The organism is Streptomyces sp. NPDC079141, assembly GCF_040686775.1.
Classification (GTDB): domain Bacteria; phylum Actinomycetota; class Actinomycetes; order Streptomycetales; family Streptomycetaceae; genus Streptomyces.
In genome coordinates this window covers 141185-157022 of sequence record NZ_JBFBLP010000002.1, presented here as the reverse complement: position 1 = coordinate 157022, position 15838 = coordinate 141185, and the positions used below count along the sequence as shown (strand labels likewise).

Sequence of the window (15838 nt, the reverse complement as noted above, 5' to 3'; positions counted from 1 at the left end):
CGCCTCGGGCACCCTCACCCACAGGATGCCCTCTCCCCGCCGCCCGACATACGCCATCCGGGGCATCGGTGACACGAACTCCCTCTTGTTGTAGTTGAGTCGAACAGGTACACCTCGCCGTACCGATCTCAGGAAGTCCCCGGAGGAGGTACGCGTGCGCACCACAAGGACCGTTCCCGCGAGACCCGTTCCGATCGTCGTCCTCGCCCTCGCCACGGCGGGGTCGCTGTTCCTCACCCCGCACACCGCCGGCGCGGATCCGCAGCCGCCGACCAGGGAGCGTGCGGCTCCCGACGACCGGGCCGCCCGCGCCCCGGAGAGCGCGGCCCGGCGGGCCCTGGCCGCGGACGACACCCTGTCCGACGCCGTCCGCGGCTATCCGCGCGAGCAGACCCTCGCCCCCGACCCGGAGAACCCAGCCGACAAGTCGATCAAGCTGGGGCTCACCCCGTACCACGCGATCGCCCCGAAGCTGAACGCCCTGCAAGGGCTAGGCGACCGGGTGAGCGTGGAGATCGCGGGCCGGTCGGCCGGCGGGCACCGCCTGTATCTCGTGACCGTCACCGCGCCGGAGAGCGACCGGCAGGCGCGCGCCCAGGAGCGGATGCGCGAACTCATCGAGAGCGCGCCCGCGGCGGCCGCCAAGAGCCCCGAGATCAAGGCGAGTTACAAGGCGCCCGTCTTCTTCAACAACAACATCCACGGCAACGAGTGGGAGGGCACCGACGCCTCCCTGAAGCTGATCGAGCGGCTCGCCACGGCGAACGACGCGCAGACCAGGAACCTGCTCGCCCACAACCGCCTGTACTTCAACATCACCGCCAACCCGGACGGCCGTATCGCGGGCACGCGCGCGAACGCCAACGGCTTCGACATGAACCGGGACTTCGTCACCGCCTCGCAGCCCGAGGTGCGGGCGATGCGGCAGATCATGACCGACAAGCAGCCGGCCGTCATGCTCGACCTGCACGGGTACGTCAACGGAACCCTCATAGAGCCCACCACTCCCCCGCACGGCGAGAACTACGAGTACGACCTCTTCCTGAAGAACACCTACGCCAACGCCCTCGGCATGGAGGACGCCGTCAACGGCCTCGGCTACACGCCCGAGAAGGACGGCGTCGAGCCCGCGCAGATCCCGTTCCGGGACCAGGAGGAGGGCTGGGACGACTGGCCGCCGATCTTCACCCCGCAGTACGCGGCCTTCCACGGCACGGTCGCCGCGCACACGGTGGAGATCCCGATGCGGGTGAACAACACGGCCTACGACACCCTGCCTGTCGCCGAGTTGAGGCGCCGGTCGGCCATCAACGTGGACGTCGCGGGCGCCGCCCTGAACGCCACCCTCGACTTCGTCCAAGAGCGCCGGGCCTCGCTGATCGCCGACCAGATCGAGGTGTTCCGGCGCGGGGCCGCAGGCGCGGCGCAGGTGCCGGTGTCGGAGGAGACCGTGCCGGGGGTGCCGGGCATCGGGCCCGAGGACGTCTACACGACCACCTTCCCGCGCGCCTACGTCATCCCCGGCGGCAGCACCGCCGCGGCGCGGCTCGTCGACCATCTGATCGCCAACGACGTCCGCGTCAGCCGCGCGAGCCACTCCTTCCGGCTGGGCGGGAAGACGTATGCGCAGGGCAGTTACGTCGTCGATCTGCGGCAGGCCAAGCGCGGGATGGCGAACGTGCTGCTGGCCGACGGGCGGGACATCAGCGACAAGGTGTCGGTGATGTACGACATCTCGGGCTGGAGCCTGGGCCGGTTGTGGGGTGCCACGGTGGAGTCGGTGCCGGGCGGCAGCCTGGCCGGGCTGCCGCTGCGGCCCGTCGAGGCGGCCGCGCCCGTCGACCATGTCGCCCCGCGCGGCGACCTGCGGCTGCGACTGACCGACCCGAACGAGGTGGCCGCGCTCAACTCACTGCTGGCGCAAGGGATTTCGGTACGGCAGGCGGCGGACGGCAGTGCGCTGGTGCCGGGCTCGGCGCGGGCCGAGGCGGCGGTCGCGGCCCGGACGTACGACGTCGCCTTCGACGCGACGCGGCTGACCGGCGGCACCGAGCTGCGCCGGGTGCGGGTGGCGGCGGCGGTGACGCCGGGTGAGCTGTTCGCGCTGCGGGAGATGAACTTCGACGTCACTCCGGTGTCCACGGCCGTGCTGAACGCGGGCTTCGACTGGTCGACGGCGGATGTGCTCTTCGTGTCGGCGGGACTGGACCACGGCGGCCTCACGGCGCCCGCCAGGGCCGCGCTGGACGCCTTCCTGGCCGGGCACGGTCTCGTCGGGCGGGGCGCGATGGGTGCGTCGGTGAGCTCGGCGGCCGGGCTGCTGGCGGCCAAGCCCGTCGAGGGCAACGGGGACGCCAACGGCGTGGTCCGCGTGGCCAATACGGGCGGCGTCGTCACCGGCGGCGCCCCGGACCACTCCTTCGTCTACGCGCCGGTGTGGTTCACCGATCTGGGGCCCGGGGTGCGGGTCGAGCAGTCGTACGCCACCGGGAATCCGCTCGTCTCCGGGCACTGGCGGCCGGCGGAGGACGGCTCGGGCGGGCCGGCGGACGCGGCGGGGCAGCCTTCCGTGATCAGCGGCGCGCACGCGGTCCTGTTCGGCACCGAGCCGCTCTTCAGGGATCATCCCAAGGGAGAATTCGCCCAGGTGGCACGGGCGTTGTTCACCATGGCACACGCGCACAGCGGTTAGTCGACAACGAGGAGAGCGGATGACGCCGGAGATCCACGGCACCGTCGCGGACGGGTTCGAAGCGGTGCGCGAGGAGTTCACCTCCTTCGTGGCGAGCGAACGGCCGGACTACGAGGGGCAGTTGTGCGCGTATGTGCACGGCCGCAGAGTCGTCGACCTGTGGACGGGGGACGGCGCCGACGCGGACTCGCTGTACGGCGTGTTCTCGTCGACCAAGGGCGCCGCCCATCTCGTGGTCGCCCTGCTGGTGCAGGACGGCACCCTGGAGCTGGACCGCAGGGTGACGTACTACTGGCCCGAGTTCGGGTCCGAGGGCAAGGGCTCGCTGACCCTGCGCGACCTGCTCGCGCACCGGGCGGGTCTGGTCGGCCTCGACTCCGGGTTCACCGCCGTGGAGCTGGCCGACGACCGGGTGATCGCCGAACGGCTCGCGGACCAGCGGCCGTTCTGGCGTCCGGGCACGGCCTTCGGCTATCACGCCCTGGTCATCGGCGCGCTCACGGGCGAGGTGGTGCGCCGGGCCACCGGCCGCACCCTCCAGGAGGTGTACGAGGAGCGGATCCGCGCCCCGTACGGCCTTGACTTCTTCCTGGGCCTGCCCGAGGCGCTGGAGCCGCGCTTCCGCTCGGTGCTGCCGATGGTTCCGACGCCGGAGCAGCAGGCGCTGCTGGACGCGAGTCCGACCGGCCCGCACACGCTCTCCTCGATCGCCTTCAACACGCATGTGCCGGACGCGGGCGAGCTGGTGGACCACGCCAACTCCCGGCTGGTGCGCGCCAAGGGGCCCGCGTCGGCGGGCGGGGTGGCCGCCGCGCGCGGGCTCGCCGGGATGTACGCGGCGGCGATCAGCGAGGTGGACGACAGGTCGCCGCTGCTGAAGCCGGACACGATCGCCGAGTTCGGCCAGATCCACTCGGTCGGCTACGACCTGGTGGCGCGGACGCACAAGGCGTTCGGGCTCGGCTTCCAGGCGACGGCGGACGTCTGGTACCCGTTCCTGGGCGCCGGCGCCTTCGGCCACAGCGGCGCGGGCGGCTCCCAGGGCTTCGCGGATCCGCGCAGCGGGCTGGCCTACGGCTACACCCGGCGACGGTGCGCCTTCCCGGGCGGGGCGGCGCCGGAGAACGTGGGGCTGGTGCGGGCGGTGCACAGGGCCGCTCTGGCTGTGTGACACGGGCGGAGGCCGCACCCCTGTGGTCAGGGGTGCGGCCTCCGTCGTACGGGTTTCAGGCCAGGGTGACCGTGATGTTGCCCCGGGTCGCCTTCGAGTACGGGCAGACCTCGTGGGCCTTCTTGATCAGGGTCTGGGCCGTCTCCGCGTCGACGTTCGGGATGGTCGCCGAGATCTCGACGATGATGCCGAAGCCGTCCTCGTTCTTGCCGATGCCGACCTTCGCGGTGACGGTCGAGCCGGTGATGTCGGCGTTCTCCTGGCGGGCCACGACGCCGAGGGCGCCCTGGAAGCAGGCGCTGTAGCCGGCGGCGAAGAGCTGCTCCGGGTTGGTGCCGGCGCCGCTGCCGCCCATCTCCTTCGGCGGGTTCACGACGACGTCGAGCTTGCCGTCGTCGGTGGCGACCCGGCCGTCGCGGCCGTTCTCGGCGGTGGCGACGGCCGTGTAGAGGACGTCGGTCTGCTGAATGGCCATGCGGTGTCTTCTCCTCTTCCGTCCGTCGCGACTCGCGCCCACGATCGGCGACGGTTTCGGAAAGAAGTTACCGCATGTCGGAAAGTCCGTGAAGCTTACAGCTTGACGATCATCTTGCCGGTGTTGTCGCCGCGCAGGACGCCGAGGAACGCCTCCAGGTTGTTCTCGATGCCCTCGGCGACCGTCTCGCGGTACTTCAGCGCGCCCGAGGCGACCCAGGGGCCGACCTCCTGGACGAACTGCGGCTGGAGGTCGTAGTGGTCGCCGACCAGGAGACCCTCGATACGGCCGCGGGTCTGGATGAGGCGGGCGAGGTTCCGCGGGCCGGGGGCGGGCTCGGTGTTGTTGTAGACGGAGATCATTCCGCAGACCGCGATACGGCCGCCCTGGTTGAGCCGGCCGATGGCGGCCTCCAGGTGGTCGCCGCCGACGTTGTCGAAGTAGACGTCGACGCCGTCCGGGGCGGCCTCCTTCAGCTGCTCGCTCACCGGGCCGGCCTTGTAGTTGAAGGCGGCGTCGAAGCCGTACTCCTCGACCAGCAGCTTGACCTTCTCGTCCGAGCCGGCCGAGCCGATGACGCGGGAGGCGCCCTTGAGCTTGGCGATCTGGCCGACCTGGCTGCCGACGGCACCCGCGGCGCCGGAGACGAAGACGGAGTCGCCCTCCTTGAAGGCGGCGGTGCGCAGGAGGCCGGCGTAGGCGGTGAGGCCGGTCATGCCGAGGACGCCGAGGTACGTGGAGAGGGGCGCGGCGTTCGGGTCGACCTTGACGGCGCTCTTCGCGTCCACGGCGGCGTACTCGCGCCAGCCGAAGAAGTGCAGGACGTGGTCGCCGGCCTTGATGCCCTCGGCGTTGGAGGCGATGACCTCGCCGACCGCGCCGCCCTGCATGACCTTGCCGAGCTCGAAGGGGGCGACGTAGGACTTCGCCGAGCTCATGCGGCCGCGCATGTAGGGGTCGACGGAGAGGTACTTGTTCCGGACCAGGACCTGGCCGTCGCCCGGGGTCGGGACCTCGGCCTCCACCAGGGCGAAGTCCTCGGACTTCGGCCAGCCGACGGGACGGGTGAGCAGGTGCCACTCGCGGTTGAGCGTGGGGGATGCCATGGGTGCCTTGCCTTTCCGGATTACTTCAGGCCCGATTACTTCAGTACCTGAAACAACCATGCGCCTAAATATTTCATGTTGTCAAGTAATCGGGGTAGGGTGGAGGTATGTCCACTCCTCAGAAGACCCGTCCCGACGACCTGACGATGGAGGTCGTCGACCTCATCGGCTCGGTGGTGGCGCGCTACCACGAGGAGTACGAGGAGGCTGCGGCGGAGCATGCGTTGACGGGGGCGCAGGCGCGGTTGCTCGGGCTGCTGTCGTTGGAACCGCTGCCGATGCGGAAGCTGGCGCAGAGGCTGAAGTGCGAGCCGTCGAATGTGACGGGGATCGTGGATCGGCTGGAGGCGCGGGGGCTGGTGGAGCGGCGGCCGGATCCTGCGGATCGGCGGGTGAAGGTGGCTGCCGCGACGGCGGAGGGGCGGCGGGTGGCTCGGGGGTTGCGGGAGTCGCTGCGGTTTGCCCGGGAGCCGTTGGCGGGGTTGTCGGAGCCGGAGCGGGTGGCTTTGCGGGATTTGCTGCGGCGGATGCTGGAGGCGTAGGTGGGGGTGCGGGGGGCTGTTTTCGCCCCCGCCGCCCCTACCCGTCCCGTCCTCCAGGGGCTGCCGCCCCTTCGACCCCGCCCGCGGGGCTTCGCCCCTGCACCCCACCAGGGGCTTCGCCCCTGGACCCCATCGGCCTGAACGGCCTCGTCCTCAAACTCCCCCAGAGGGGGGACCCCCAACGGGCTGGATGTAGCGACCGGCGCCGACAGGTGCCGCCCCCGCGGCAGACGTTACGTGCACCACCACAGGAAGCGACTGCACGTTTCCGACGGGGACGGGTCCGGGGTGGGGGGGTTGGTTGTCGGGGCGGTTGTGGGGGCGGGGGTTGGGGCCGCGGGGGTGGGGGCCGGGGCTGCCGTGGTGTCGGGGGGCGTGCCGTCCGTGGTGGAGGACTGGGTGTCCTTTGTCGGGTTGTCGCTCGGGTCCGGGGAGGCCTTGTCCTTCTCGGGGTTTGATGCCGAGGGGGAGGTGGAGGCGTTCGGGGCGGTGGTGGTCGTGGACCCGTTCGCCTCGTCGCCCAGGGGTTCCGCCGGTTCGCCGTCCTTGGACGTTCCGCTGCCGTCCGCCGACTCGTTGCCCGCCGCCGCGGGGGGCGTCGTGGAGCCGGGGGCGTCCATGCCCAGCTCGGCGAGGCTGAGGCCGCCGGCGGCCAGGACGAAGCCCGCGGTGATCAGCAGGACACGCCGACGGCGGCGCCGGTGCGCGGCTGCCTTGCGATCGCGACGGCTGACGCCCGCCGAGGGCGGAGTCTCCGAATCGACATCGACTTCCTCGGCCTCCGGCGCGCCCTCGGCATCGTCGTAGCCCCCCTCGTACGGGGCCTGATGCGCGTCGTCGTCCGCGTACGCGCGGAGTTCTTCGATCGCGGCGCCGCAGCCCGGGCAGGCGAGGGCGCCATTGAGGTGCCGTCGGCACGGGTGGCAGTAGTCCATGACGCGGGAAGACTAAGTTCCTCGCAGGTAACGTTCATAGGCGCGACTGTGAAAGTTGTGTGCGGAACTAACCGTTCCGGCGCGGCGAGTTGAGGCGTACACCCCGTAGACGCCCATGGCGCCGAAAGCCGTATCGAAAGCCTCACCGAAACCGTTATGTGTTCGACCCATTGACACCCCCGCCACCCCGTCCTTACTGTCACGCCAGCATTTCGAACGTGTGACGAAATTTCGAACACACATTTTTTGGGCCGACGACGCAGCAAGGGGCAACTGCCGTGCGCATCACCGGAATCAGCACACACGTGGTCGGAACGCCGTGGCGCAACCTGACCTATGTCCAGGTGCACACCGACGAGGGCATCACGGGAGTCGGCGAGACCCGCATGCTGGGTCACACCGACGCGCTGATCGGCTATCTGCGAGAGGCCGAGGCCAACCACATTCTCGGTTCCGACCCGTTCGCCGTGGAAGACCTCGTGCGCCGTATGAAGTACGGCGACTACGGCCGCGCGGGTGAAATCGTCATGTCCGGCATCGCCGTCGTCGAGATGGCCTGCTGGGACATCAAGGGCAAGGCCCTGGGCGTGCCCGTCTGGCAGCTCCTGGGCGGCAAGGTGACCGACAAGGTCAAGGCCTACGCCAACGGCTGGTACACGACCGAGCGGACGCCCGAGGCGTACCACAAGGCCGCCCAGGGGGTCATGGAGCGCGGGTACCGGGCTCTCAAGATCGACCCCTTCGGCACCGGGCACTTCGAGCTCGATCACGAGCAGACGCTGTACGCCGTCTCCCTCATCGAGGCCGTGCGCGACGCCATCGGGCCCGACGCCGAGCTGATGCTGGAGATGCACGGCCGCTTCTCCCCCGCCACCGCCGTCCGGCTCGCCAAGGAGCTCGCGCCCTTCAAGCCGGCCTGGCTGGAGGAGCCCTGCCCGCCGGAGAACCTCAAGGCGCTGGAGAAGGTCGCCGCGAAGGTCGACATCCCGGTCGCCACCGGTGAGCGGATCCACGACCGGATCGAGTTCCGGGAGCTGTTCGAGAGCCAGGCCGTCGACATCATCCAGCCCGACGTCGGTCACATCGGGGGGATCTGGGAGACGCGCAAGCTCGCCGCCACCGCCGAGACGCACTACATGCTCGTCGCTCCGCACAACGTCGGTGGGCCGGTCCTGACCGCCGCCTCCCTCCAGGTCGGGTTCACCTCCCCCAACTTCAAGATCCTTGAGCACTTCAACGATTTCGCCGACGCGGACATCAAGAAGGTCGTCAAGGGCGCGCCGCAGGTGAACCCGGAGGACGGGTGCTTCCATCTCTCCGACGCGCCCGGTCTCGGTGTCGAGCTGGACGTCGACGCCGCCGCCGAGTTCCCGCAGCAGCAGGCCCGCTTCGACCTGTGGGCCGAGGGCTGGGAGCAGCGCAAGCCGAAGGGCGGGGAGAAGTGAGCACCGCCGTTGTCATCGAGGGGCCTGGGGAGCACCGGCTCGCCGATCACACTCCTCGCGAGCCCGGCCCCGGCGAGGCGCTCGTCCGCGTCCACGCCGTCGGCATCTGCGGCAGCGACCGCGAGGTGTACCAGGGCAACCGGCCCGAGGGGTATGTCCGTTATCCGCTCACGCCCGGCCACGAGTGGTCGGGAACGGTCGCGGCGGTCGGCGCCGGGGTGCCTTCCGCGCTCGTCGGCCGCAAGGTCGTCGGCGAGGGCTTCCGCAACTGCCAGGTCTGCGACCGCTGCCACTCCGGCGAGACGACGCTGTGCACGGCCGGGTACGAGGAGACCGGGTTCACCCAGCCGGGCGCGATGGCGGCCACACTGACGCTTCCGGCGCGGCTGCTGCACATCCTGCCGGACGACTGCGACCTGACCGCGGCCGCCCTGCTGGAGCCGGCCGCCTGTATCGCCGCCGCGGCGATCAAGGCGAACGCGCTGCCCGGCGAGCGGGTCGCCGTCGTCGGCACCGGAACGCTCGGCATGTTCGCCGTGCAGTTCCTGCGGGCCGGCTCGCCGGGCGAGCTGCTGGTCGTGGGCACGCGCCCGGACCGGGCCGCGCTGTCGCGGGACTTCGGGGCCACCGACTTCCGCACCAGGGACCAGGAGCTCCCGGACGACTTCGACGTCGTGATCGAGACCGCCGGGTCCGCGTCCGCCGCGCGCACCGCCGCCTCCCTGCTCAGGCGCGGCGGGCGTCTGGTCCTGACGGGTATCCCGGCGCCGGGCGCCGAGGGTCTCGACCCCACCGACCTGGTCGTACGGCAGCTGGAAGTGCACACCGTCTTCGGTGCGCCGCCGGACGCCTGGGCCCACACGGTGCGGGTGTTCGCGGCCGGGCTGCTCGACCCGCTGCCGCTGGTCACGCACGAGCTGCCGCTCGACGGGTTCCCGCAGGCCATCGAGCTGGTCGGGTCCGGTGATCCCAAGGTCGGCAAGGTGCTCCTGCGTCCCTAGCCGTACGCCGGTACGGGGGTTACCTGACGAGTCCCCGTACCGGCGTACACCCACAGCCCTCCACACCCTGAGCCGCGAACCTCGTCCGAAATATCGAACAAGAAGGACAGCTTGTGACCGACGCTTCCGCAGCCCGCCGCCCCGGTGAGCAGGCGCTCGCCGCCCTCGGCCTGGGCGCGCCCGACCTCTCCCCCGCCGACGCCTCGCCCCACACCTTCCCGGGCGGCGGCCGCTGGCGCACCGAGATCCCCTCGTGCGAGGGTCCCGAAGCGCTGGCCGTCGTCCTGAAGGAAGCCTCCCGCCTGGACGTGCCGATCCACCGGATCAGCCAGGGCAGCGGCGTGTGGATGCTCACCGACTCCGAGATCACCGAGATGGTCGAGGCGACCGCCGAGCGCGACATCGAGCTCTGCCTGTTCACGGGCCCGCGCGGCACCTGGGACATCGGCGGCTCCACGCGCACCGATTCCCGGGGCGCCGGACTGCGCGCCCGCGGCCACGACGCCGTCGCCGGCTGCGTCGAAGACGCCGTCCGGGCAACGGAGTTGGGCGTCAAGTGCCTGCTCGTCGCCGACGAGGGCGTGCTGTGGACGCTGCACCGGGCACGGGCCGCGGGGATCATACCGGCCGACACGACTCTCAAGGTGAGCGCGCTCATCGGCCCGGTCAACCCGGCCGCGTACGCCGTCTACGAGCAGCTCGGCGCCGACTCGATCAATGTGCCCAGCGATCTGACGCTCGATCACCTCACCGAGATCCGGCGGGTGTCGGCCACCCCCATGGACATGTACATCGAGGCACCCGACGACCTCGGCGGCTATGTGCGGATGTACGAGGTCGCCGAGCTGATCCGGCGCGGCGCACCGCTCTACCTGAAGTTCGGCCTGTCGAAGACGCCTGGGATCTACCCGTACGGCCACCACCTGCGCGATCTGACCCTGTCCACGGCCCGGGAACGGGTGCGTCGGGGCCGGCTCGCCCTGGACCTGCTGGCGCGGCACGGAGCGGACGGGGACATGGCCCCGCTCGGCTCCCGGCTGCCCGGCGCCCTGAAGCGGTTCGAAACGCCCGCATAACGATCGGCGCTTCGAAACTCCCTCATAACGTTCCGGACAACGCCCCTTCACAGAAGTCGACGCAGCCACACACAATCCCACACACCTGCTCTCGGTCGAACGTGGCCACGCAATCCCGATCCACTCGCACCACCAGACCGAACCAGCCCCACACATCAAGGATGATGATCATGCGTACTCGCCGAGCCGCACTCGCCGCCATAGCCAGCGCCGCCTCCCTCGCCCTCACCCTGACCGCCTGCGGTCAGGACTCCGAGGGCGGCAGCGAGGACAAGGGCGGCAGCACCGAGGGCGCCACCATCGGCATCGCGATGCCGACCAAGTCCTCCGAGCGGTGGATCGCCGACGGCAAGAACGTCGTCGCGGACCTGGAGTCCAAGGGCTACAAGACCAAGCTGGTCTACGGCGAGGACGACCCCGACCAGCAGGTCTCGCAGATCGAGAACCTGATCACCCAGGGCGTGAAGGCCCTGATCGTCGCGGCCATCGACAACAAGTCGATGAACAACGTGCTCCAGCAGGCCAAGGACGCCGACATCCCGGTCATCTCCTACGACCGCCTGATCCTCGGCACCGAGAACGTCGACTACTACGCCTCCTTCGACAACGAGAAGGTCGGCGAGCTCCAGGCCACCTACATCGTCGAGAAGCTCGGCCTGAAGGACGGCTCCGAGAAGGGCCCGTTCAACATCGAGCTCTTCGCCGGCTCCAACGACGACAACAACACCCGCTACTTCTTCCAGGGCGCGATGAACGTCCTGCAGCCCTTCATCGACAAGAAGCAGCTCGTCGTCCGCTCCGGCCAGACCAACCTGACCCAGGTCACCACCCTGCGCTGGGACGGCGGCACCGCCCAGAAGCGCATGGACGACATCCTGACCTCCGCGTACAAGAGCGAGCGGGTCGACGCCGTGCTCTCGCCGTACGACGGCATCTCCATCGGCATCCTCTCGGCGCTGAAGTCGGACGACTACGGCTCCAAGGACAAGCCGCTGCCGATCGTCACCGGCCAGGACGCCGAGGTCGCCTCGGTGAAGTCGATCATCGCCGACGAGCAGTCGATGACCGTCTACAAGGACACCCGCGAGCTCGCCAAGGTGGCCTCGAACATGGTCGACGCGGCGCTCAACGGCAAGAAGCCCGAGGTCAACGACGAGAAGACCTACGACAACGGGTCCAAGGTCGTCCCGGCCTTCCTGCTGGAGCCGGTGAGCGTCGACAAGGCCAACTACAAGGCCACCGTCGTCGACTCCGGCTACATCAAGGAAAGCGACCTCAACTAACCCACCGCCGTCACCCTAGGGATTGGAAGGCACGACCATGGCGGGACCCGTCCTGGAAATGCGCTCGATCGTCAAGACCTTTCCCGGCGTCAAGGCGCTGTCGGACGTCACTCTGACCGTCCAGCAGGGCGAGGTCCACGCCATCTGCGGCGAGAACGGCGCCGGCAAGTCGACCCTCATGAAGGTCCTCTCCGGCGTCCACCCGCACGGCACGTACGAGGGCGAGATCCTCTTCGAAGGAGAGGTCTGCGAGTTCAAGGACATCAGGGCCAGTGAGCATCACGGCATCGTGATCATTCACCAGGAGCTGGCCCTGATCCCCTACCTCTCCATCGCGGAGAACATCTTCCTCGGCAACGAGCACGCCACCCGGGGGATCATCAGCTGGACCGAGACGCTGCGGCACGCCACCGAGCTGCTGCGCCGGGTCGGTCTCAGCGATCACCCCGACACCCGCGTCGCCGACATCGGCGTGGGCAAGCAGCAGCTCGTCGAGATCGCCAAGGCGCTGTCGAAGAAGGTGAAGCTGCTCATCCTCGATGAGCCGACGGCCGCCCTGAACGACGAGGACAGCAGCAAACTCCTGGATCTCATCCTGGAGTTGAAGAAGCAGGGCATCACCTCGATCATCATCTCGCACAAGCTGAACGAGATCCGCAAGGTCGCCGACTCGGTGACCATCCTGCGCGACGGGCGGACCATCGAGACGCTGGATGTGAAGGCCGAGGAGACCACCGAGGACCGGATCATCAGCGGGATGGTCGGCCGGGACCTGGAGCACCGCTTCCCGGAGCGGACCCCGCACCAGCCGGAGGAGGGCCAGGCGCCCGCCCTGGAGGTCCGCAACTGGACCGTCCACCACCCCATCGACCAGCAGCGCAAGGTCGTCGACGATGTGTCCCTCTCCGTCCGGCGCGGGGAGATCGTCGGCATCGCCGGCCTGATGGGCGCCGGCCGCACCGAGCTGGCGATGAGCGTCTTCGGCCGCACCTACGGCCGGTACGCGGGCGGCACCGTCCTCAAGGACGGCACGGAGATCCGTACCAAGACCGTCCCGGAGGCGGTCAAGAACGGCATCGCCTACGTCACCGAGGACCGCAAGCACTACGGCCTCAACCTCATCGACACCATCAACCGCAACATCTCGCTCAGCGCGCTGGGCAAGGTCGCCAAGCGGGGCGTGATCGACGAGCACGAGGAGCGGCAGGTCGCCGAGGGCTTCCGCAAGTCCATGAACATCAAGGCCCCGACCGTCTTCGAGCCGGTCGGCAAGCTCTCCGGCGGCAACCAGCAGAAGGTCGTCCTCAGCAAGTGGATCTTCGCGGGTCCCGATGTGCTGATCCTGGACGAGCCGACGCGCGGTATCGACGTCGGCGCCAAGTACGAGATCTACACCGTCATCGACCAGCTGGCCGCCCAGGGCAAGGCGGTCGTCTTCATCTCCTCCGAGCTGCCCGAGCTGCTCGGCATGTGTGACCGCATCTACACGATGGCCGCCGGGCGGCTGACCGGTGAGTTCTCGCGGGCCGAGGCCTCGCAGGAATCGCTGATGCGCCAGATGACCAAGGACAAAGAGGTATCCCGATGAGCACGGATGTGACCGCCAAGACGCCGGCCCCGGCGCCGCCCGGCAAGGGCGGCTCGGCCACCGGGGACGGACTGCTTCAGCTGCTGATGGACGGCATGCGCCGCAACATGCGCCAGTACGGCATGCTGTTCGCGCTCGGCCTGATCGTGGTGCTGTTCGCCGTGTGGACCGACGGCGACCTGCTGCTGCCGCGCAACGTCTCCAACCTGGTGCTGCAGAACAGCTACATCCTGATCCTCGCGATCGGCATGATGCTCGTCATCATCGCGGGCCATATCGACCTCTCGGTCGGCTCGCTGACGGCGTTCATCGGCTCCATGGCAGCCGTGTTCATGGTGAAGAACGACCTTCCATGGCCGGTGGCGGTCGTCCTCTGTCTCGCCATGGGCGCGGTCGCGGGCGCGGCACAAGGGTTCTTCATCGCCTACGGCGGCATACCCTCGTTCATCGTCACCCTCGCGGGAATGCTGATCTTCCGCGGTCTGACCGAGATCTTCCTTGAGGGCCAGACCCTCGGCCCGTTCCCGGAGGGGCTGCAGAAGGTCGCCAACGGCTTCATGCCGGAGGTCGGACCGAACACCAACTACCACAACCTCACACTGCTGCTCGGCCTCGCGCTGATCGCGTTCGTGGTCTTCCAGGAGTTCCGCGACCGGCGCCGCCAGCAGGAGTTCCAGCTGGACGTCCTGCCGTTCAACCTGTTCCTGCTCAAGCTGGTCGCGCTCGGCGCCGCGATCCTCACCGTGACGCTGCTGCTGGCCAGCTACAAGGGCGCCCCGTACGTCCTGCTGATCCTCGGCGCGCTGCTCGTCGCCTTCGGCTACGTGATGCGCAACGCGATCGTCGGCCGCCACATCTACGCGATCGGCGGCAACCTCCCGGCGGCCAAGCTGTCGGGTGTGAAGGACAAGAAGGTCACCTTCCTGGTCTTCCTGAACATGGGCATGCTCGCGGCCCTGGCGGGTCTGGTCTTCGCCGCCCGCTTCAACGCGGCCTCGCCCAAGGCGGGCCTCAACTTCGAGCTGGAGGCGATCGCGGCCTCGTTCATCGGCGGTGCGTCGATGAGCGGCGGTGTCGGCACCGTCCTCGGCGCGATCATCGGCGGTCTGGTCCTGGGCGTGCTGAACAACGGTATGAACCTCGTCGGCATCGGCACCGACTGGCAGCAGGTCATCAAGGGCCTGGTGCTGCTGGCGGCGGTCGGGTTCGACGTATGGAACAAGCGCAAGGTCGGTTCGTAAGTCGCTCGGGCCCCGCCGGAAGGCGGGGCCCCTTCCTTTGCAGGAGCCGCACATGGAACTGAGCAGACGTACCGTCATAGCCGGGGCCGCGGCCGCCGGTGTCACCGCCGCCGTGAGCGGCACAGCCCATGCCACGGGAGGCAACAAGCCGGTGAAGTCGCTCTTCGGCAAGCTCGCCGACGGCACCAAGATCCACATCTGGTCCCTGGAGAACGGCGGCACCCGCCTGAAGGTCCTCTCCTACGGCGGTATCGTCCAGTGCCTGGAGGTCCCCGACCGGCGCGGCCGGTACGCGAACATCTCCGCGGGCTTCGACAACATCGAGGACTACGTCGCCTCCAGCCCCTACTTCGGCGCCTTGATCGGCCGTTACGGCAACCGCATCGACAAGGGGCAGTTCACCCTCGACGGCAAGGCCTACCAACTGTCCGTCAACGACGGCGAGAACAGCCTGCACGGCGGGGCCAAGGGCTTCGACAAGCGGGTGTGGGACATCGAGCCGTTCACCAAGGGCTCGGACGTCGGCCTGTACCTGTACTACACGAGCGTCGACGGCGAGATGGGCTACCCCGGCACGCTGAAGACGAAGGTGACGTACACCCTCACCAAGCACGGCGACTGGCGCATCGACTACGAGGCCACCACCGACAAGGCCACCGTCGTCAACCTCACCAGCCATGTCTACTTCAACCTGGCTGGCGAGGGCAGCGGCACGATCGAGGACCACGAGCTCACGATCGCCGCCTCCCGCTACACGCCCACCGACTCGGGCCTGATCCCCACGGGCGAGCTGGCCAAGGTCGCCGGCACCCCCTTCGACTTCCGCAAGTCGAAGCGGATCGGCCGGGACATCCGGGTCGCGCACCCCCAGCTGGTCACCGCCAAGGGCTTCGACCACAACTGGGTGCTCGACAAGGGCATCACCGCCCGGCCCGAGCACGTCGCCACCCTGCGCGACCCCGCCTCCGGCCGCACGATGAAGATCGCCACGAACGAGCCGGGCCTGCAGTTCTACTCCGGCAACTTCCTCGACGGCACCCTGACCGGCACCTCCGACCGCATCTACCGGCAGGGCGACGCTCTCTGCCTGGAGACGCAGCACTACCCGGACTCGCCGAACCAGCCGTCGTTCCCGTCGACGGTGCTGCGGCCGGGGCAGACCTACCGGACGACGACGGTGCACTCGTTCCATGCGTGACCGTCTCTCATAGCCCGTTCACAACTTCCCAACAAATTCACAGTGGTTGAACGGCGCCACACAGGCATCCGTATCCATGGGTGGC

General features: G+C 69.2%; 13 protein-coding genes. 10 read left to right on the top strand and 3 right to left on the bottom strand.

All coding sequences use genetic code 11. From position 1 onward, the window contains the following. Positions 1-154: 154 nt before the first annotated feature. Both AB0Q90_RS05775 and AB0Q90_RS05770 read left to right on the top strand, forming a co-directional pair. Complete coding sequence (locus tag AB0Q90_RS05775; RefSeq protein ID WP_363159658.1) at positions 155-2692, top strand: M14 family zinc carboxypeptidase; 2538 nt, start codon at positions 155-157, stop codon at positions 2690-2692. Positions 2693-2711: 19 nt separating this feature from the next. Continuing rightward, the gene (locus AB0Q90_RS05770; RefSeq protein WP_363159659.1) at positions 2712-3863 is read left to right on the top strand and encodes a serine hydrolase domain-containing protein; all 1152 of its coding nucleotides are present in this window, start codon (positions 2712-2714) and stop codon (positions 3861-3863) included. 55 nt (positions 3864-3918) lie between these two features. Here the strand turns inward: AB0Q90_RS05770 and AB0Q90_RS05765 are convergent, their stop codons facing one another. Then, positions 3919-4338 carry an organic hydroperoxide resistance protein gene (locus AB0Q90_RS05765; protein WP_363159660.1) on the bottom strand — a complete coding sequence of 140 codons (420 nt, stop codon included), beginning with the start codon at positions 4336-4338 and terminating at the stop codon, positions 3919-3921. A 95-nt stretch (positions 4339-4433) separates the two neighbouring features. Further along, positions 4434-5444 (bottom strand): NADP-dependent oxidoreductase, encoded by a 1011-nt coding sequence (locus tag AB0Q90_RS05760; RefSeq protein ID WP_363159661.1) that lies wholly within the window; start codon positions 5442-5444, stop codon positions 4434-4436. 107 nt (positions 5445-5551) lie between these two features. On the opposite strand from AB0Q90_RS05760, the gene AB0Q90_RS05755 reads away from it, so the two are divergent. Next, on the top strand, positions 5552-5986 hold the full coding sequence (locus AB0Q90_RS05755) for a MarR family transcriptional regulator (RefSeq protein WP_363159662.1): 435 nt from the start codon (positions 5552-5554) through the stop codon (positions 5984-5986). 233 nt (positions 5987-6219) lie between these two features. Here the strand turns inward: AB0Q90_RS05755 and AB0Q90_RS05750 are convergent, their stop codons facing one another. Beyond that, complete coding sequence (locus AB0Q90_RS05750; RefSeq protein WP_363159664.1) at positions 6220-6921, bottom strand: hypothetical protein; 702 nt, start codon at positions 6919-6921, stop codon at positions 6220-6222. Between the two features lie 278 nt (positions 6922-7199). On the opposite strand from AB0Q90_RS05750, the gene AB0Q90_RS05745 reads away from it, so the two are divergent. The 7 genes from AB0Q90_RS05745 (at position 7200) to AB0Q90_RS05715 (ending at position 15753) form a co-directional block, all read left to right on the top strand. Further along, positions 7200-8366, top strand: a complete 1167-nt coding sequence (locus tag AB0Q90_RS05745) for a mandelate racemase/muconate lactonizing enzyme family protein (RefSeq protein WP_363159665.1) — start codon at positions 7200-7202, stop codon at positions 8364-8366. Next, the gene (locus AB0Q90_RS05740) at positions 8363-9367 is read left to right on the top strand and encodes an alcohol dehydrogenase catalytic domain-containing protein (protein ID WP_363159666.1); all 1005 of its coding nucleotides are present in this window, start codon (positions 8363-8365) and stop codon (positions 9365-9367) included. Before AB0Q90_RS05745 ends, AB0Q90_RS05740 begins: the two co-directional genes overlap by 4 nt. Positions 9368-9480: 113 nt before the next feature. After that, positions 9481-10443 carry a hypothetical protein gene (locus AB0Q90_RS05735; RefSeq protein WP_363159667.1) on the top strand — a complete coding sequence of 321 codons (963 nt, stop codon included), beginning with the start codon at positions 9481-9483 and terminating at the stop codon, positions 10441-10443. Between the two features lie 170 nt (positions 10444-10613). Next, positions 10614-11726, top strand: a complete 1113-nt coding sequence (gene chvE / locus AB0Q90_RS05730; protein WP_363159668.1) for a multiple monosaccharide ABC transporter substrate-binding protein — start codon at positions 10614-10616, stop codon at positions 11724-11726. A 37-nt stretch (positions 11727-11763) separates the two neighbouring features. Then, the gene (gene mmsA, locus AB0Q90_RS05725; protein ID WP_363159669.1) at positions 11764-13314 is read left to right on the top strand and encodes a multiple monosaccharide ABC transporter ATP-binding protein; all 1551 of its coding nucleotides are present in this window, start codon (positions 11764-11766) and stop codon (positions 13312-13314) included. Then, on the top strand, positions 13311-14555 hold the full coding sequence (gene mmsB / locus AB0Q90_RS05720) for a multiple monosaccharide ABC transporter permease (RefSeq protein ID WP_363159670.1): 1245 nt from the start codon (positions 13311-13313) through the stop codon (positions 14553-14555). The genes mmsA and mmsB overlap by 4 nt, the downstream gene beginning before the upstream one ends. A gap of 52 nt (positions 14556-14607) precedes the next feature. Continuing rightward, on the top strand, positions 14608-15753 hold the full coding sequence (locus tag AB0Q90_RS05715) for an aldose epimerase family protein (protein ID WP_363159671.1): 1146 nt from the start codon (positions 14608-14610) through the stop codon (positions 15751-15753). The last annotated feature ends 85 nt before the right edge of the window (positions 15754-15838 follow it).